Below are 17,909 nucleotides of genomic sequence, written 5' to 3' on the forward strand. Positions count from 1 at the left end.
TATTGCATTAATGGTTTATTTACATGTTATGACAAGCTTTGCGTTTGATATCATGTCATTACACGCAGTGTCTGAAACTACGGAAAAAAAGCTGGATCATTGGGATTTGATCCAATTCGAATCAATATATCAACGCTGGAACATACTGCTTCAGCGATATGCAAATTATTACCTCAAAGATGAGGAAGCATCGCAAAGTATTGTGAATGATCTTTTCGTTCATTTATGGTTTAATAAAAAGGAACCGGACAATCTAAAGGGATACTTGTTTAAGGCTGTGAAAAATGCTTCACTTAATTTTCTTACCCGCCAAAAACGTATTCCGATTGAGTACATGGACGAGTCTGACCTTACCCTGGTTTCTGATCTTTCAGATATTGAACCGACAGAGATCTATGAATCTGACAAATTGTTGTTTCTTCAAAAAGTAATTGAAATGCTGCCGGAAAGAAGACAGCTGGTATTTAAACTATTCCGGATAGAAGGATTTAGCTATGCGGAAATAGCAGAGCTTATGCAGATCTCTGTGAGGACAGTGGAAGATCATTTGGCCAAAAGTATGCAGTTTATACACAGCAAGGCTAAACATTTGGTTGACGAAAACTTAACCGAAGCTTAACCTTAGCAGCCCGTATTTCAATCGCTTTATGCTGTCTTTTATGTTGTAAGGAACGCTTATAATATGGAAGATAAAATATGGAATTGCATCATTAAAAGATTGACCGGATCTGAAACAGAGGCGTCTGAACAGGCGCTGAACAGTTGGATGGAAGAAGATGCAAGTCATGCTCAGCAATATAGAGAAGCCTGTTCATTGTGGTCGCTGACGGGAGAAGTCAGGCATATACAGTCTGATACTCGGGTGCTGGAGCTGATTAAAGATAGGAAAGCACCCGCTTCAGAGAAGGTGGCTGGTATAAGGGCAATTTGGAAATATGGTATTGCGGCCAGCTTGATCGTGCTTTTCTCGGTAGCCGCGATATTTCAATACCGTAATGGAAACTTTAAACAGGATCAGGTCAAGGAATGGGTAGTTAAAAAAGCAGGACCTGGAAAGATGATACTTGTGGAAATGCCTGATGGTTCTAAAATCTGGCTCAACGCTGATTCTGAGATCAGGTTCTTAAAAAGCTTTAGTCAGGAAAAAACAAGATCAGTTATTTTAAATGGAGAAGCATATTTTGATGTGAGCCATGATGCCGCACACCCCTTTGTAGTAAAGAGTGCTGAGTTGACCACTACGGTCTATGGCACCAGTTTTAACGTGAGGGCCTATAGCAATGAAGAGGAGACATCAGTAACGGTAAATTCGGGGAAGGTGGGTGTGACGAGTGGGAAGGAAGGTGGAAATGCAAGGATGCTGTTGCCTCAGGATAAATTGACCTACGGGGATGGGAAATTCACAAAAACGACGGTGCTGGCCGAAGCAGATGGCTGGACCAGGGGCGATCTGGTATTTGATCAGACACCACTGGATGAGGTATTTGAGACGATATCAAGAAAATATAATGTAAAAATAGCCGAAGCCAAAACATTGCGCTATCAGGACTGCAGGCTTACTGCACGATTCAGGAATCAATCTTTAGTTGCGGTATTGAAGACACTTAAGCTAGCTATGAACATCAATTCAAAACAAACAGGAACAACCATTTATCTAGAAGGAGGAGCAGTATGTAGCAGTAATACAAAATAAGAAAACCTCCAGGCGGCCACCTGGAGGTAATACTAATTAATTGAAATTCGAAAAATCCAATAAACAAATTTATGAAAAAAAGTAATGGGGCTTATCACCTTATCAAAATAATTATGCGTATAAGTTTACTAGCTTGCGTTATTTCTGTGCTGTTTTTAAACATGGTGCAGGCAACGGTGGCAAAAGGTCAGTCGGGCCTTGACAAAAGTATTCATCTCGATCTAAGCAATGTTTCATTTGCCGATCTGCTTAAGGAGATAGAAAAGAAAACGGGACTAAGCTTTGTATATACCAACTATGAAGTAATCAATTCACGTATTTCGGTTAATAATAAGTCTGTCACAGCCAGATCAATCATAGCACCAGTATTAAAAAAGAATAACCTGTTTATCATTGAAGACGGTGCTACTGTAGTATTTAAGAAAGGTCGTTTCGTTGCTGATGCTAAGCCCGGTTCGATAGTTGGGTATGTAAAAGACCATACCAGCAATCAGACATTGCCTTATGCGACGGTGGTAGTGAAAGGGACGAGCCGTAAATTTATCACAGACGCAAATGGTTATTTTGTGATCAACGCTGTAAAAGCAGGCACGGTCATTCTTCAGGTTAGCTATATCGGCTATACTGCAGCAGAATTCAGTGTAACCGTTGAAGAAGATAAAACCAATCAGCAGGAACTGAAACTGGAGAGCCAAAACACCGACATGGCGGGTATCACGATTAGCGGTATCAGAAGGGGAGAAGCAATCGCTTTGAGTAATATGCGCAATGCAGATAACATCAAGTATGTGTTGTCACAGGAGCAGATCGAGCGTTTCCCTGATGCAACTGTGGGCGAGGCGATGCAGCGGGTTCCGGGAATCGCTATGGATTATAGCTATGGTTTGCCTAGAAACATAGTGATCAGGGGACTGGACCAAAGCATGGGTTCGGTGACACTGAACGGCAACAGACTGCCATCTACCCAGACCAATTCCCGCGATATAGATCTTAACGGAATTCTGTCTTCTACTGTTGAGGCCATAGAAGTAAACAAAACATTAACTCCTTCAATGGACGCGGATGGTACTTCAGGTTCGGTAAACATCATCTCTAAAACGCCTAAACCGGGTAAGCAAAATCTGCAGGTGAACGGATCGTTTGGTAATAACTTCCTGCTCGGAAAACAGAACTTTGAAGGGTCGTTTAATTTTGACAACAGGAAAGACAAATGGGCATACCTGGTTGGCGTTAATTATAGCAATACTTTCAGAGGGGAAGACAGGGTTCAGAAAGATTATGGTACTTATAAGATCAACGGAGTGGAGCGTAACATGCTTTCCAATCTTGAACTGGAGGGAAGTGACCTGCACAGAGAGAACCTTGGTTTGCAAGCTGAGCTGAGCTATTTTCCGACTGAAAAAAGTCAGGTGTATTTGAGAAGTTCCTACAATAAATTTTATGAGCTGCAGACCAGGGGTACAAAAAGTTATAATATAGGATCCTATACGGATGCAGGCAATGCTACCGGCATCTCGATTGGTTCGGCAGGTTCACCGCGCGACTATCACAGGGATCTGTTAAGTTTTTCTTTGGGTGGAAAGACCAATGTTAACAACTGGATTGCAAACGCAGATGTTACTTTTGCCAGTGGATTGTATGACCAGCCTATATATTATGATGGTTACTTTACCAATTCCGGTCTTTCGGCCGGTATAGATATGACTGATCCGCGTGCACCGCAGTTTAATTTTGTAGGAGCTAACGTAGACAACCCCGCAAACTACTCGACGAGCTCTTATGTAAACAGGCATCAGATTGCCCATGATAAAGATGTTCAGGGATCATTAAATATTGAACGGACTTTTAATTTTACTGAGAAGAACAAATTCACGGTTAAATTTGGTGGGCGCTATAAATACAAAGAAGATGACCACACGAGAGATTACTATCAGTACACGTTAAAAACGGGTAAGGTAACTATGGATAATTTCCTTTCCAATTATTCAAGAAAGGATTATTTCAATGGAAAATATGACCTGTCGGGCGCAATAGCAAATGGTTATTTAATGGAAGAATATTACCAGAAAAATCTTTCCTTGTTTCAGTCAGACGAGACTTATATCCGTCAGAATACTGATCCGGATACTTATTATGGTAATGAGACACTGGGAGCAGCATACGCAGAAGGTAAGCTTACGTTGAATAAACTGGATATTATTACCGGGCTAAGGTATGAAAATACTGGTTTTACCTACAATGGAAATATCGTCTCCTTTGATGACAAGGGAGCATATGTGAGTACCAACAGGGTAGCGGTTAATTCCGGGTTTGATGGTTTTTTCCCTAGTTTGAATTTAAAGTATGCGATTGATCAGCGCACGAATGTGAGGGCTGCGGCCACCAGGTCACTCTCACGTCCGGGTTATTATGATTTAGTACCATGGCAGGAAGTGGAAACCAGAAGAAAAAGGATGAAAATAGGTAATCCAGACCTTGACCAGTCTACCTCTACCAATCTCGACTTCTTATTTGAGCATTACCTTAAATCTTTAGGTTTGATCTCAGGCGGGATATTTTATAAAAATATTGATAATTACATTTATCAGAGCATTTATGCACAGCAGGGCGGCGCATTTGATAAATATCAGGTTACGCAAACTGTGAATGGTGCTAACGCCCATGTATATGGGTATGAAATTGCCTGGCAGCAGCAGCTGACCTTCCTTCCAGGGTTCTTGAACGGGTTTGGTATCTATGGGAATTTCACGCAGATACAGTCGAAGTTCACGGTACCAGGTTTGGAAAGTGAGCGTACTGTGAGGTTGCCGTCTATGCGTCCGAAGGTAGGAAATGCCTCCTTGTCGTACGAGAAATATGGTTTTTCCGGACGTATATCTGTTAACTTCTATGATACATTTATCAGCGAACTGGCAGAAACGCAGGCGGATGACCTGATGGAAAAAGGCAGGGTCCAGTTAGACTTTTCTGCTTCGCAAAAGATCAACAAAAGGGTAACGGTATTTCTTGGAATCAGCAACCTGAACAATGCGCAGACCATCCTTGATTATGGAGATGGCCGACCAAACGACCATAAGTATTTTTCTACCTGGGCAAATGCCGGGTTTAAGTATAACCCATTTTAATTGATTTGATTAATGAATGATATGATGAAAATAAAAGCTTTTTTAATTATTTGCCTGATGGTATGCACATGCCTGGTATATGCGCAAACACCTAAAGCAGGTCCTTTTCCTGACAGGGTTATCCTGACATGGTCTGCAGCTCCCACAACTACCCAGTCGGTAACCTGGAGGACAGATAGTACCGTGCGGAAAAGTTTTGCGCAAGTGCTGATAGAGGGTAGTTCACCCAAACTGGAAAAACCAGATGCAAAAGAGTATGAGGCTGTAGTTTCATCGTTAAAGGGTGCGGAATATGAACTTTCGAATTATCACAGTGTGACATTTACCGATCTTAAAGCAGACCAGTTGTACACATATAGAGTGGGAGATGGGACTAACTGGAGTGAATGGTTTCAGTTTAAAACAGCACCTGCTGTAACCAAGCCATTCTCCTTCATTTACCTGGGCGATGCCCAGAATGACATCAGGTCGAAATGGTCGCGGGTGATCAGGAGGGCTTTTGCCACACAGGGCAATGCCAGGTTTATCGTACATGCCGGAGACTTGATCAACCGTTCTAACAATGACAATGAATGGGGTGAGTGGCATCATGGAGGAGGATTTATCAATGGGATGATTCCAAGTATCCCCTCGTCTGGCAACCATGAGTATTTCAGAGATGAGCAAAAGGTACTTACCCTTGATCCGCACTGGCAGGCACAATATACGCTGCCGGAAAATGGTCCTGAGGGTTTGAAGGAGTCTGTTTATTATGTTGATTATGCAAACCTTCGCATGATTTCTTTAAACTCCCAGATGATTGTACTTGATTCAAATTCTTTAAAAATACAGGCAGAATGGCTGGAGGAAGTATTGAAGAACAATCCTAAGCAATGGACGATGGTTACTTATCATCACCCTGTGTATTCAACAGCCAAGGGCAGGGATAACAAAGAATTTCGTGACCGGTTTAAGCCCTTGTTTGATAAGTATCATGTAGATATACTTTTGCAAGGGCATGACCATACTTATAGCCGCGGACAAAACCTGCCGATAGGCATGTCGCGCAAAGAAGGCGGACCAATGTATGTGGTATCTGTGGCCGGCCCGAAGATGTACAAGGTAGATGTTACACCAAGGTGGATGGATGTACTTGCCGAGAATACCCAGTTGTTTCAGATCATTTCGATCGATCATGAAAACCTGACTTATACTGCTTATAAAGCATCTGGTGAAGTATTTGATTCATTTAAACTGAAGAAAGTAGCTAAAGATAAGGCAGCTGTATTTACAGACCTTAATAAACAAAAGAAAGAGTAAACACGCATCTCAGATAGAAAGCGGGTGGCAGATTGTCGCCCGCTTTTTTGGTTTCCGGGTAAATTCACCTTACAGAACGTCTCCTAAAGGATTGTATATCTGTTCATATTCTACACATCCAGGTAGTGGGGTTCATGGAATGTGCGGGCACAATACCGCAAAGCGGGCCCTCAATGACATATTCTCCATTTCTATTTAATACATTTACACCACTAAACACACAAATCAAATATAATGTCAGTACAAAAAAAACTAAGTCTTCATGAAGACTGGGTAGTCGTTATTTTAGGAGGCTTAATTGTCCTTTTGTCCGTTGCCGGATTGCTGTTAGCAGTTCCTTCCTTTGGTTGGGAAAACGCAGAAGAACTCACATCAAAAGTGCTGTCAAGCAAGAATCTGCAAATAATAGGTATACAATTTCTCTTTGTTGGCATAATAGCTGCTTTGGGGGCTGTACTTACGGGACGTTCCCTTTTAGGTACGTTAAAAACTTTTCCCATAGTTTATATACTGACCATTATTGCATTGATATTAACAGGCAATAGCCAGGTAAAAGCACTGAACCTGGAAGCGGTGATATTTAGTCTGGCAATAGGTTTGCTGATCGGTAATTTTCTTAAACTGCCGGTGTGGTTTAAGGAAGCACTTTCTACCGAGCTGTTCGTTAAAATTGGTCTGGTGCTTTTGGGTACCGGTGTTATTTTTTCAGATATTCTGAAGGCAGGCGGACTCGGTTTGATGCAAGCCCTGATAGTGGTGCTTTCAGTCTGGTATTTTGCTTTTTGGTTATGTAAAAAGATGAAGATCGACAGCGAGCTGACCATGATGATCTCCAGTGCAGTATCTATCTGCGGTGTATCAGCAGCAATAGCCACCTCGGGTGCCATCAAAGGAGATTCAAAGAAGCTGTCTTATGTGATTTCTATGGTGCTCATTACCGCGATACCAATGATGATCTTTATGCCTTATATCGCACATTACTTCAATTTTCCTCAGCAGGTTACTGGTGCATGGCTGGGCGGTAGTATAGACACGACAGGAGCAGTAGTAGCTTCAGGTTCCCTGGTAGGAGAAGAGGCATTGAAGATCAGTACCATCGTTAAGTTTTCACAAAATGTATTGTTGGGTATAGCGGCTTTTGCCATATCTGTTTACTGGACCTATACCAATCATCTTGCAGGTCAGGACAAAGCAGAAAAACCTACCTTGAAGGTGATCTGGGAACGCTTTCCAAAATTCGTGATTGGTTTTGTCGGCGCCTCTTTGCTGTTTTCTTTCTTCCTTTCTTCAGAAACGATCGTTGAAGTCAAGGGGAGTTTAAAGAACCTTCAGGGGCTATGGTTTGCGCTGGCTTTTACCAGCATCGGACTGGAGACCAATTTTAAAGATCTTTTTGGTAAGAACAGTAAAAGGCCACTTTATGCGTTTTTAATAGCACAGGGTTTTAACATGATTATTACATTGATCATTGCATTCTTGTTGTTTGGGTAAATCATTCATTATAATTTTAATTTATTTGCCGGCATCGCAAATGCCTCTGAAATAACCAACTGATTCGGCAATTCCTGCCAGAGGATCTTTCATGTCTTTTTCATATTCTAATGCACAATGCCCGGTATATTTTACTTTTCTCAGCATCCTTACGAAGGCAGGGATATTGATCACCCCGCGGCCAAGTTCGCAGGTTGTACCTTCTTTTATACCTTTGGTGACGTTTTTTAAGTGCATGTCGAAGATGCGTTTGGCATATTTCTGCAGATCAGCTACTGAATCTTTACCTGCCCTTGCGTTGTGGCCCATGTCAAAGCATATCCCCACACGCGGATCAAGGTCCTTTATCAGGTTGTAAATACTTTCTGCAGTAGGATACAATTTATCTTCAGGCCCGTGATTGTGAATGGCATACCTGATGTTGGATTCTTTTGTTTTTTGAGACAGGTATTCAAGATCAGCATGCTCGGGAATGCCAATGATCAGGTCTACACCCACCCGTTTTGCGTAGTCAAAAGCATTGTCTATGTCTTTTCTCGTTTTAGTGTATATCGGGCCCACAGCATATCCGGTTACCCCGTTTTCTTTTAATGTAGCATGAAAGGCTGCAATTTGTTCAACTGTGCTGTTGTATGGCAGGTGAAAATCTTTTATACAAAGAAAGTGAGCATCAACCTTTTTCATCATTTTAAGCGATTCATCTAGTTTGAAATTAACAAAACTAAAGCCTGCGATAGCAAGTTTGAACTTGTCATTGGATGCTTCTGTATTCGAAGCTTCTTTTTCAGCTGTTTTTTGACCAGTTGCATTTGCAAATGCAGATACGGTACCAACCACTGTGCCGGCAGCTAAACCTACCATTCCTTTATATAAAAAATTTCTTCTTGAAGTCATAGGACTAATATATGGATTTCTCTCAGGTTATTTTTTATTCAATTATTTTCTTATTTTTGAATTAAACCCTATAGCCACATGAAAAAATTATTGTACCTATCATTAAGTTTAATGTTTCTTACCTTGTCCAGTTGCGAGAAATCGGCTATCCCTGAGGAAAAGCCTAAAGTCGAAGACGAAGCTCCCTTAACCGGAGAAGTTTCTATCCTGGAAGGAAACTGGGAATTGAGAAACGCGTACGGGGGCATGGGGGGAGGTGCTGGGAATTTTGCGCCAGGCAATGGAGATATGTTTAAATTCAGGCGCCAGATCGTTAATCGATATTTTAATGGCAATTTATTATATACTAGAAATTTCGATATCCAAGATAGTGTAAAAAGGATTAATAAAACTGAATCGACGCACTTCCTTGATTACGGAACTATAGATAATCCTTTCGTTCGGTTAAAGGGAGATACGCTGATTGTCTTTCTCGGTGAAATTGCGGCAGATGGTGCTGAGCTGAAGTATGTGAAAATAGCGGCTGCTGAATAAACTATAGAACATGGGCAGTAGTGGCTTGTATCAATTTGGAGAAGAGATAGCCTGGGAGCAGGCCGGAGAAGGTGTACTCAGAAAGGTTTATGGATATGATAATCAGCTGATGATGGTAGTTGTCAAATTTGAAGTTGGTGCTGTCGGTGATTTGCATGAGCATCCGCATTCTCAGGCAACCTATGTGGAAAGTGGCGCTTTTGAAATGATCATTGGAGATGAGAAAAAGGTAATCAGGAAGGGTGACGGGTATTATATTCCTCCGCACGTTGTTCACGGATGCGTATGTCTTGAAGCGGGTGTATTGATAGATTCTTTTAGCCCGCAAAGAGCTGATTTTCTTAAAGTTGATAAATAATTTTAATTTATCTAAATCCTGCTGACAAACTGTTGTCACAAGCGTGTATTTACTTTGTGGTGTACAAATTAAAACATAAAGATCATGAACAACACAGCAGAATCAATCAGCACACAAGCGCAAGTAATCAGCAAAGAAGATTTATTAAAGCACTGGCAAGGACACCGCAGTTTAACAAGGAAAGTTATTGAAGCTTTTCCGGAGAAGGATTTTTTTGAGTTTTCCATTGGCGGCATGAGACCTTTTTCAGCATTGACCTCAGAGTTTTTGGCAATGGGTGCACCGGCGATGAAAGGCATAATAGAACGTCAGGAAGAAGCCTATCAGGAAAATAGTGATGTCTTGACTACTAAAGCCCAATATTTAGAAAAGTGGGATGAAGCCACAGCGGAGATCAACAAGTACTGGGAACAGCTAAAACTGGAAGACTTTGACACCGTTTTCAATCTTTTCGGAGCATATCAGTTCCCGGTTATCCAGAATATTCTTTATTTGATTGACAATGAGATCCATCACCGTGGTCAGGGCTATGTTTACCTAAGGGCTTTGGGAATAGAGCCGCCCTACTTTTGGGAGAGATAGAAACTCCCCAAACTATTTGTGGTTGCTTGACGGCTCGATAATAACCTGGACTTCATCCTTTCCATTATTTCCAGTATACTTGTTTTGAGACTTTCCGGCTCCAGGATTTCAGCAGAATCGCCAAACATCAGGTACCAGCGGGCAAAGCCGTTTTCAACGTTTTGACTAAAGAAAGTCATCTCGATTTGATGGCCAATGGTTTTTTGGGAAACAAAGCCCTGAAACTTCTTCTCATAGTCCAGGTGTTTGGCTATTTTTTTATCGACCAATATCCTCACCCTGGTGGTGGGGTGTTTTTCTTTATCGTTTTTCAGGTAGGTTTCCAGGGGCTGATGCTCCCGGCTGAAGGGCTTTTCTGTTGGCCGGATATCGTGGATGCGGTCTGCCCTAAACTGCCGGTAATCGCCACGTAAATGGCAATAGGCATAGGTGTACCAATTGTTCATGTCGTGAAATATCCCTACTGGTTCAATACTTCTTGGTGTAGGCTCATCCGCCTCCACAGTTTGGTAAGTGAGGACCACCTGTGTTTTCTCTGCTACACTTTTAAAGAGGAGGGCAAGTACGTTTGGAACTTTTTCATTAAACAGCTTGTTGGCCGGCTGCATCAGCACGCTGGATTCAATATTGCTTACCCAGTCTTTATCAGTGGTTTTCAAGACAGCTTTCAATTTGAAAGCAGCTGATGTGTAATGCATGCCAAGCTCCTGATCGGTGAATTTTTGCATCAGCTTTTCTGCAGCTATAAAACTGCTTGCCTCTTCCCGGGTGAACATTACAGGAGGCAAACGGTATCCTTCCATAAGTGAATATCCTATGCCGGCTTCGCTGTATATAGGCACGCCCGAAGCTTCCAGGGCTCTGATGTCCCTATATATCGTCCGCAGGCTGACCTCAAATCTGTCGGCCAGTTCCTGGGCCTTAACAATCTTTTTGGACTGCAACTGGATAAGTATAGCGACAATTCTATCGAATCGTTTGGGTGAGTCGTCCATTATTTTTTTGTTTCATCAAATATAGGAATTCTGGAATTGAAGATTTAACTATCTTGTCCGCACATTAAATGTTACCATTTTATCATGAATTTATATTTACAATCCCTGCGTGCTCTTTGTGTGGTTGGCGCTTTAATTTTAATTTCCTGTGGGATAAATAAAGCTGGATCAGAAGGCGCAGGCAAAGTAGCGGGTGAGGCGGTTAAACAAGATGCAGGTAAACGCATTGTATGGGACCAAAGTACCCTGACCAAAGTTTCCTCTGTGAAAGCAAATCATAGATACACCAGTTACCCGCGTATCATTCAGTTGTACGACCAATCATTATTAGGTATTTACGAGGCAGATGGTGGTGTTGTTACTGTAAAGAGCAGGGATTTGGGGGGTACCTGGTCGGAACCTATAACCGTTGCGCTTCGTGATAGTGGTGTCAATATGGCTGTACCAGATGTGCTGGAACTAAAAGACCATACTTTGCTTGCTTTTTATAACCCCCGGCCGTCAAAAAATGCTACAGGTAAAAGATTTGGGATCAGGGTGAAGAAAAGTGCTGACGGGGGTATCACCTGGAAGGATGAGCAATTGCTTTATGAAGCAGGGTATAAGTTTGAAAATGGATGCTGGGAACCATCGGCGATGCAATTGCCATCAGGAGAAATACAGGTGTTTTTCGCAAATGAAGCAGAATATACCCAATCTAATGAGCAAAATATTAGTTTACTCCGTTCTAAAGACAATGGGCTGAGCTGGACTAAAAAACCTGAAACGGTAAGTTTCAGGAAGGGTTCAAGAGATGGCATGCCTGTTCCGCTATTTTTAGATAAACGTAAGGAGATGGTGTTTGCAATAGAGGACAACGGATTTGGAAACTTCAAACCATATCTCATCAGAAACACGATTAAAGAAAATTGGGCCAGTCCTGCAGATGCTTCAAGCGAGAACAGAACCTATGCACTTTCGGAGAAAATAGCGGATAGTATCTATGCAGGATCACCATATTTAAGGCAGCTGGGCACGGGTGAGACGATATTGTCTTATCAGGGAACAGAGGGAAGAACCAACAAAATGCAATTTGCTGATATGAAAGTGGTGGTAGGAGATGGGCAAGCCAGGAATTTTGGCGGGAAAACAACCCCCTTTATCATTCCTGCAAATAAATCCTGTTTGTGGAACAGTTTGACAGTACTTGGCGATAATACAATTATTGCAGTAACGGCTACCAATGCTTATGCAGACCGCAGTGAGATCTGGATGATCAAGGGTCGCCTTTTGCCAGGTGAAGCTGGGCAAAGCGTGATGAAAAAAGATACGATATTCCTGGCTGATCCAACAATTTTTCTAGACAAAGAGACTTACTATTTGTACGGTACCAGCAGCGAAAAAGGATTTCTTGTTTATGAATCTTCTGATTTGAAGAACTGGAAGGGCCCTGTAGGTGCTAATAAAGGATTTGCCCTGAGCAAGGGAGAATCTTTTGGTACTAAAGGGTTTTGGGCTCCGCAGGTTTTTAAGCACAAAGGAATTTATTATATGGCCTATACGGCCGACGAACAAATTGCTATAGCTACAAGTAACAGTCCGATTGGACCCTTTAAGCAAGAAGTTTTAAAGCCCTTGTCGGGGACAGGTAATCAGATAGATCCTTTTGTGTTCTTCGATAAAGATGGTAAACCCTATATGTATCATGTCAAACTTCAGAAAGGTAACAGGATTTTTGTAACTCCGATGAAAGCTGATCTTTCAGATGTTCTGCCGGAAGCAGCGACGGAATGTATCTCAGGTACGCTGCCCTGGGAGAATACAGAAAATACAGAATGGGCAGTTACAGAAGGGCCGACTGTGATCAGACACAAAGATTTGTACTATTTGATCTATTCAGCTAACGACTTTAGAAATAAGGACTATGCAGTAGGGTATGCTACCTCGGATTCGCCCTTGGGGCCCTGGAGAAAGTTTGAAGGCAGTCCTATTATCAGCAGGAAACAATTCCATCTTAACGGATCCGGACATGGCGACCTTTTTAAAGATAAATCTGGCAATTATCAATATGTCCTGCATGTGCATCGTTCACAGACCAAGGTCTCACCCAGGATATCAGGATTGACCGGCATTAAATTTAAAAAGCAAAATGGGCAGGCTGACCTATTGGTGGCAGAGGAATCCAGTTTGAAAATATTGGTCACAGATAACAGCAAGGTTGCAGAAAAATAAGAAAAGAATTGTTTAAATTGGTGGCAACTCAATATAAACAGATCTGTTATGGCTAAAGAACATAAATATCAAACGACACTTACATGGACTGGTAATAAAGGATCGGGAACGATGGATTACCGTTCTTACGACAGAAGTTATGTGATTTCTATAGATCACAAAAGCGACATACAAGGTTCCTCAGATTCAGAATTTATGGGCGATAAAGCCAGGCATAATCCTGAGGATCTGTTGGTTTCCTCACTTTCGTCCTGCCATATGCTGTGGTATCTTCACCTTTGTTCGCAAAACGGGATCATTGTGTTGGATTATAGGGACAATGCGGTAGGGAAAATGACGGAAAAGGCGGACGGAAGCGGACAATTTACAGAGGTGACGTTAAACCCCGTGATCACGATTACCAACGAAGCACATGTTGAAAAAGCAAACTCCTTACACGAACAGGCAAATAAGATGTGTTTTATAGCCAATTCATGTAATTTTCCTGTAAAACATGAAGCCCAGTACAAGATCGAAAAAAGTTAATTACTTTTGCCGATTCAACAAAGTATTGAATGATAAAGAACCTTCAGTGGTTTGTGATTAAAAGGGATTTAAAATATGAAAAGAGTAGTAGTAACAGGTTTAGGAGCGATAACCCCATTGGGAAATACGGTAAATGAATTTTGGGAAAACATTGTTGCAGGAAAAAGCGGTGCAGCAGCGATCACTAAATTTGATACTGCCAAATTCAAAACGAATTTTGCTGCTGAAGTAAAAGATTTTGATGCCGAAGCTTACATAGATAAAAAAGAGCTTAAGAAATATGATTTGTATACCCAGTATGCAATTGCCGCGAGTGATCAGGCGATAAAAGATTCAGGGCTGGACTTTGTGGCCATGCCAGAAGTGGACCGCTATGAAGTAGGGGTGATCTGGGCATCTGGTAATGGTGGGATCAGTACATTTGAAGAACAATTAAAACAATATCATCTTGGTGACGGAACACCGAGGTTCAGTCCTTATTTCATCCCTAAAATGATAGTGGACATAGCTGCTGGTGTCATTTCCATCCGCAATAAACTTCATGGGCCAAATTATGCTACGGTTTCAGCCTGTGCATCATCTAATACGGCAATCATCAGTGCTTTTGATACCATCCGATTGGGTAAGGCTACCATTATGGTTGCAGGTGGTTCAGAAGCAGCTATAACGGAGTCGTCCGTTGGTGGGTTTAGTTCTGCACAAGCCTTGTCTAAAAGGAATGATGATCCGCAGACAGCTTCCCGTCCTTTTGATGTGGACAGAGATGGTTTTGTGATTGGCGAGGGCGCAGGGGCATTGATCCTGGAAGAGCTGGAGCATGCAATTGCACGTGGAGCAAGAATCTATGCAGAAATTATAGGTGGTGGTATGGCGGCAGATGCCTATCATTTAACCGGTACCCCTCCAGATGGCCTGGGTGCGTCTTTAGGGATTTCAAAGGCTTTGGCTGATGCAGGAATATCGGCAGATAAAGTTGATTATATCAATGCCCATGCTACCTCTACCGGTTTAGGTGATGTAGGTGAACTGCAGGGAATTAAGAAGATATTTGGAGACTTGCCGGTAGCAATCAGCGCGACAAAATCCATGACAGGTCACTTGCTTGGCGGTGCTGGTGCTATTGAAAGTATCATTAGTGTCCTTGCCATAAGAGACGGGATCATCCCCGGGACGATCAATACGCAAAATATAGACCCTGAAATTCCAAAAAGCCTGAACTTGGTGATTGGAAAGTCATTGCACCAGCCGGTAAATTATGTACTGAACAATACTTTTGGTTTTGGCGGACATACAGCCACATCTTTATTTAAAAAGTATACTGCTGAATAGTAATTTAATAGTTTTAACCTGCGGCCGTCACTCCTTGATTTTTTAGGATGACGGCCGTATCTTTTTAGATCGAACATTTGTACCAAATCCTGAAACGGACTTTTGTCCCAATAAAATTTAAGTATAACTTGGCCGTATGAATATAGAGTTCAATAAGAATGAAGACGTTAATAAGCAATTGGTTTATGAATTAAAAACCAGGCTTAAAAAGATCTATAAAGGAGGGGGAGATAAAAATGCTGCGAAGCAGAAAGAGCATGGAAAGTTGCTTGCCAGAGAACGGATCGCTTATTTAATTGATAAAGAAACGAAGTTTTTAGAGCTTGGTGCGTTTGCTGCTGAAGATATGTATTTGGAGCAGGGTGGCTGCCCTTCTGCAGGTGTAATTTGTGGGATAGGTTATGTATCAGGCAGGCAATGTATGGTGGTAGCCAATGATGCTACTGTAAAATCCGGAGCATGGTTTCCTATGACAGCCAAAAAGAACCTGAGAGCACAGGAGATTGCTATGGAAAACAGGCTGCCGGTAATCTATCTGGTGGACAGTGCCGGAGTTTATCTGCCTATGCAGGATGAAATCTTTCCGGATAAGGAGCATTTTGGCAGGATGTTTAGAAACAATGCGCTCATGTCTGCGGATGGTATTGTGCAAATTGCTGCCATCATGGGTTCATGTGTGGCCGGTGGTGCATATCTTCCGATTATGAGTGATGAAGCTATGATTGTAGAGGGAACAGGCTCTGTGTTTTTAGCAGGATCGTATCTGGTAAAGTCTGCAATTGGAGAAGAAGTGGACAATGAAACGTTGGGTGGTGCCACTACCCATTGTGAAATATCAGGGGTGACAGATTATAAACATCCCAATGATCAGGCCTGTCTGGACAGCATCCGAAAAATTATGAGTATGCTTGGTGCACCTCAGGTGGCAGGTTTTGACAGGATTAAGCCGGCGATGCCTAAATTGGATGAGGAAGAAATATATGGTATACTGCCGGAAAATAGGGAAAAGCCTTATGACATGCTGGAAATCATCAAACGACTGGTAGATAATTCTGAATTTGAAGAGTATAAGCAGCTTTATGGGCAAAGTATCATTTGCGGACTTGGAAGGATAGATGGCTGGGCGGTTGGCATCGTTGCCAACCAGCGTAAAGTAGTAAAATCTAAAAAAGGAGAGATGCAGTTTGGTGGGGTGATCTATTCTGACAGCGCAGATAAGGCCACACGTTTTATTATGAACTGCAATCAGAAAAAGATTCCTTTGGTGTTTCTGCAGGATGTGACAGGATTTATGGTCGGCAGTCGTTCTGAACATGGCGGCATCATTAAAGATGGGGCTAAGATGGTCAACGCAGTTGCTAATTCTGTAGTGCCCAAGTTTACCATTGTAATAGGCAATTCGTATGGGGCAGGAAATTATGCCATGTGTGGCAAAGCCTATGATCCCCGATTGATCTATGCGTGGCCAAGTGCCATGATAGCGGTAATGGGAGGCTCACAGGCAGCAAAAGTGTTGCTGCAAATACATGAGGCATCATTAAAAGCCAAAGGCGAAGTCATCACCCCTGAAAAAGAAGCAGCGCTGCTGAAAGAGATTACCGACAGGTATAATGACCAGACAACGCCTTACTATGCTGCATCGAGGTTGTGGGTAGATGGTATTATTGATCCGCTGGAAACACGTAAGGTGGTGTCGATGGGAATAGAAGCAGCCAATCAGTCGCCCATAAAAAAGCCATTTAATGTAGGTGTGATACAGACCTGACAGGCAATTATAATCCATAAATCAAATTACTGTATTGTTATCATTTGCTGTTTGTGTAGTAGCGGTATAAAGCGTAATTTTGCATATAAATTAATATCAAGATGTCACAAGAAACAGAACATGTTCAATGTTTAATCATAGGTTCAGGTCCGGCAGGGTATACTGCAGCAATTTATGCTGCCCGTGCAGATCTTAAGCCAGTTATGTATACCGGAATGGAGCCGGGCGGACAATTAACGCAGACTACAGAAGTAGATAACTTTCCTGGTTATCCAAACGGAATAACGGGGCCTGAGATGATGGAAGACTTCCGCAAGCAAGCAGAGCGTTTTGGTACAGATGTCCGCTTTGGTTATGTAAGTTCAGTTGATTTTTCTTCATTGCCGCATAAAGTTGTGGTTGACGAGATCAAGACCATTACTGCAGATACCGTAATTATCTCAACAGGGGCAACGGCTAAATGGCTGGGCCTGCCGAGTGAACAGAAATACAACGGTTTTGGGGTTTCAGCTTGCGCTGTCTGTGACGGATTTTTCTTTAAAGGACAAGATGTAGCAATAGTAGGTGCAGGAGATACCGCAGCTGAGGAAGCGACCTATTTGGCTAAGCTTTGTAAAAAAGTATACATGCTGGTAAGAAGGGATGAATTCAGGGCTTCGAAAGCGATGGTACACAGGGTATTAAATACGCCCAATATTGAGGTTGTCTACAATACTGAAACCAAAGAAATCCTGGGGAATGGCAAAAATGTTACTGCTGTACGTGTCCTGAATAATCAAACAGGCGAAGAGTCGGACATTCCAGTTGAAGGATTCTTTGTGGCTATTGGCCATAAACCAAATACAGATATTTTTAAAGGATGGCTGGAAATGGACGAGACTGGTTATTTGAAGACAATTCCTGGAACTTCAAAAACAACTATTGAAGGCGTTTTTGCGAGTGGGGATGTGCAGGACCACTATTACCGTCAGGCAATAACTGCCGCAGGCTCAGGATGTATGGCTGCATTGGATGCAGAACGTTACCTTGCTGCGAAGGGAGATGAGGTCAGAGTTTTGTCTTAGACTCACAAATAATATATTAAAAGACAGATTCATTGCGAATCTGT

Annotated in this window: 15 protein-coding genes; 13 read left to right on the forward strand and 2 right to left on the reverse strand. The window is 42.2% G+C overall.

Annotated features, from left to right (window positions below):
* The first annotated feature begins 28 nt into the window (after window positions 1-28).
* From EZ437_RS10195 to EZ437_RS10215, 5 genes are all read left to right on the forward strand, one after another.
* Window positions 29-619 (forward strand): sigma-70 family RNA polymerase sigma factor, encoded by a 591-nt coding sequence (locus EZ437_RS10195; RefSeq protein WP_165500378.1) that lies wholly within the window; start codon window positions 29-31, stop codon window positions 617-619.
* 63 nt (window positions 620-682) lie between these two features.
* Complete coding sequence (locus EZ437_RS10200) at window positions 683-1,693, forward strand: FecR family protein (protein WP_131595823.1); 1,011 nt, start codon at window positions 683-685, stop codon at window positions 1,691-1,693.
* A gap of 71 nt (window positions 1,694-1,764) precedes the next feature.
* Window positions 1,765-4,818 (forward strand): TonB-dependent receptor, encoded by a 3,054-nt coding sequence (locus EZ437_RS10205; protein WP_131595824.1) that lies wholly within the window; start codon window positions 1,765-1,767, stop codon window positions 4,816-4,818.
* Window positions 4,819-4,839: 21 nt separating this feature from the next.
* The gene (locus EZ437_RS10210) at window positions 4,840-6,117 is read left to right on the forward strand and encodes a purple acid phosphatase family protein (protein ID WP_225869546.1); all 1,278 of its coding nucleotides are present in this window, start codon (window positions 4,840-4,842) and stop codon (window positions 6,115-6,117) included.
* A 234-nt stretch (window positions 6,118-6,351) separates the two neighbouring features.
* The gene (locus EZ437_RS10215; RefSeq protein ID WP_131595826.1) at window positions 6,352-7,608 is read left to right on the forward strand and encodes a YeiH family protein; all 1,257 of its coding nucleotides are present in this window, start codon (window positions 6,352-6,354) and stop codon (window positions 7,606-7,608) included.
* 21 nt (window positions 7,609-7,629) lie between these two features.
* Here the strand turns inward: EZ437_RS10215 and EZ437_RS10220 are convergent, their stop codons facing one another.
* Window positions 7,630-8,502, reverse strand: a complete 873-nt coding sequence (locus EZ437_RS10220) for a sugar phosphate isomerase/epimerase family protein (protein ID WP_131595827.1) — start codon at window positions 8,500-8,502, stop codon at window positions 7,630-7,632.
* A gap of 78 nt (window positions 8,503-8,580) precedes the next feature.
* Between EZ437_RS10220 and EZ437_RS10225 the strand changes: the two genes are divergently transcribed.
* The 3 genes from EZ437_RS10225 to EZ437_RS10235 all read left to right on the forward strand — a co-directional run bounded on the left by EZ437_RS10225 (window position 8,581) and on the right by EZ437_RS10235 (window position 9,976).
* A complete protein-coding gene (locus tag EZ437_RS10225) occupies window positions 8,581-9,036 on the forward strand; it encodes a hypothetical protein (protein WP_131595828.1) in 456 nt (151 codons plus the stop codon).
* Window positions 9,037-9,046: 10 nt separating this feature from the next.
* Window positions 9,047-9,394 carry a cupin domain-containing protein gene (locus tag EZ437_RS10230; protein WP_131595829.1) on the forward strand — a complete coding sequence of 116 codons (348 nt, stop codon included), beginning with the start codon at window positions 9,047-9,049 and terminating at the stop codon, window positions 9,392-9,394.
* Window positions 9,395-9,478: 84 nt separating this feature from the next.
* Window positions 9,479-9,976, forward strand: coding sequence for a DinB family protein (locus EZ437_RS10235; protein ID WP_131595830.1), 498 nt, complete (start codon window positions 9,479-9,481; stop codon window positions 9,974-9,976).
* Here EZ437_RS10235 and EZ437_RS10240 read toward each other — a convergent pair.
* Entirely contained in the window at window positions 9,958-10,971 is a 1,014-nt protein-coding gene (locus tag EZ437_RS10240; protein ID WP_131595831.1) for a helix-turn-helix transcriptional regulator, read from the reverse strand. The genes EZ437_RS10235 and EZ437_RS10240 overlap by 19 nt on opposite strands.
* Before the next feature lie 84 nt (window positions 10,972-11,055).
* On the opposite strand from EZ437_RS10240, the gene EZ437_RS21875 reads away from it, so the two are divergent.
* From EZ437_RS21875 to trxB, 5 genes are all read left to right on the forward strand, one after another.
* Window positions 11,056-13,182 carry a family 43 glycosylhydrolase gene (locus EZ437_RS21875; RefSeq protein WP_131595832.1) on the forward strand — a complete coding sequence of 709 codons (2,127 nt, stop codon included), beginning with the start codon at window positions 11,056-11,058 and terminating at the stop codon, window positions 13,180-13,182.
* Window positions 13,183-13,230: 48 nt separating this feature from the next.
* Window positions 13,231-13,707, forward strand: coding sequence for an OsmC family protein (locus EZ437_RS10250; RefSeq protein ID WP_131595833.1), 477 nt, complete (start codon window positions 13,231-13,233; stop codon window positions 13,705-13,707).
* Window positions 13,708-13,782: 75 nt separating this feature from the next.
* Window positions 13,783-15,036 carry a beta-ketoacyl-ACP synthase II gene (gene fabF / locus EZ437_RS10255; protein ID WP_131595834.1) on the forward strand — a complete coding sequence of 418 codons (1,254 nt, stop codon included), beginning with the start codon at window positions 13,783-13,785 and terminating at the stop codon, window positions 15,034-15,036.
* 136 nt (window positions 15,037-15,172) lie between these two features.
* Complete coding sequence (locus EZ437_RS10260) at window positions 15,173-16,801, forward strand: acyl-CoA carboxylase subunit beta (RefSeq protein WP_131595835.1); 1,629 nt, start codon at window positions 15,173-15,175, stop codon at window positions 16,799-16,801.
* Window positions 16,802-16,902: 101 nt separating this feature from the next.
* Window positions 16,903-17,865, forward strand: coding sequence for a thioredoxin-disulfide reductase (trxB, locus tag EZ437_RS10265; RefSeq protein ID WP_131595836.1), 963 nt, complete (start codon window positions 16,903-16,905; stop codon window positions 17,863-17,865).
* Window positions 17,866-17,909: the final 44 nt, after the last annotated feature.

It is taken from the genome of Pedobacter psychroterrae (assembly GCF_004331695.1).
Taxonomy (GTDB): Bacteria; Bacteroidota; Bacteroidia; order Sphingobacteriales; family Sphingobacteriaceae; genus Pedobacter; species Pedobacter psychroterrae.

What these genes read in the sequence shown, in the direction of transcription:
- EZ437_RS10195 (WP_165500378.1), top strand. Translation starts at nt 29, where the DNA reads ATGACAAGCTTTGCGTTTGATATCATGTCATTACACGCAGTGTCTGAA.
- EZ437_RS10205 (WP_131595824.1), top strand. Translation starts at nt 1,765, where the DNA reads ATGAAAAAAAGTAATGGGGCTTATCACCTTATCAAAATAATTATGCGT.
- EZ437_RS10210 (WP_225869546.1), top strand. Translation starts at nt 4,840, where the DNA reads ATGATGAAAATAAAAGCTTTTTTAATTATTTGCCTGATGGTATGCACA.
- EZ437_RS10225 (WP_131595828.1), top strand. Translation starts at nt 8,581, where the DNA reads ATGAAAAAATTATTGTACCTATCATTAAGTTTAATGTTTCTTACCTTG.
- EZ437_RS10240 (WP_131595831.1), bottom strand. Translation starts at nt 10,971, where the DNA reads ATGGACGACTCACCCAAACGATTCGATAGAATTGTCGCTATACTTATC.
- EZ437_RS10250 (WP_131595833.1), top strand. Translation starts at nt 13,231, where the DNA reads ATGGCTAAAGAACATAAATATCAAACGACACTTACATGGACTGGTAAT.
- EZ437_RS10260 (WP_131595835.1), top strand. Translation starts at nt 15,173, where the DNA reads ATGAATATAGAGTTCAATAAGAATGAAGACGTTAATAAGCAATTGGTT.
- EZ437_RS10220 (WP_131595827.1), bottom strand. Translation starts at nt 8,502, where the DNA reads ATGACTTCAAGAAGAAATTTTTTATATAAAGGAATGGTAGGTTTAGCT.
- EZ437_RS10215 (WP_131595826.1), top strand. Translation starts at nt 6,352, where the DNA reads ATGTCAGTACAAAAAAAACTAAGTCTTCATGAAGACTGGGTAGTCGTT.
- EZ437_RS10200 (WP_131595823.1), top strand. Translation starts at nt 683, where the DNA reads ATGGAAGATAAAATATGGAATTGCATCATTAAAAGATTGACCGGATCT.
- EZ437_RS10235 (WP_131595830.1), top strand. Translation starts at nt 9,479, where the DNA reads ATGAACAACACAGCAGAATCAATCAGCACACAAGCGCAAGTAATCAGC.
- EZ437_RS10230 (WP_131595829.1), top strand. Translation starts at nt 9,047, where the DNA reads ATGGGCAGTAGTGGCTTGTATCAATTTGGAGAAGAGATAGCCTGGGAG.
- fabF (WP_131595834.1), top strand. Translation starts at nt 13,783, where the DNA reads ATGAAAAGAGTAGTAGTAACAGGTTTAGGAGCGATAACCCCATTGGGA.
- trxB (WP_131595836.1), top strand. Translation starts at nt 16,903, where the DNA reads ATGTCACAAGAAACAGAACATGTTCAATGTTTAATCATAGGTTCAGGT.
- EZ437_RS21875 (WP_131595832.1), top strand. Translation starts at nt 11,056, where the DNA reads ATGAATTTATATTTACAATCCCTGCGTGCTCTTTGTGTGGTTGGCGCT.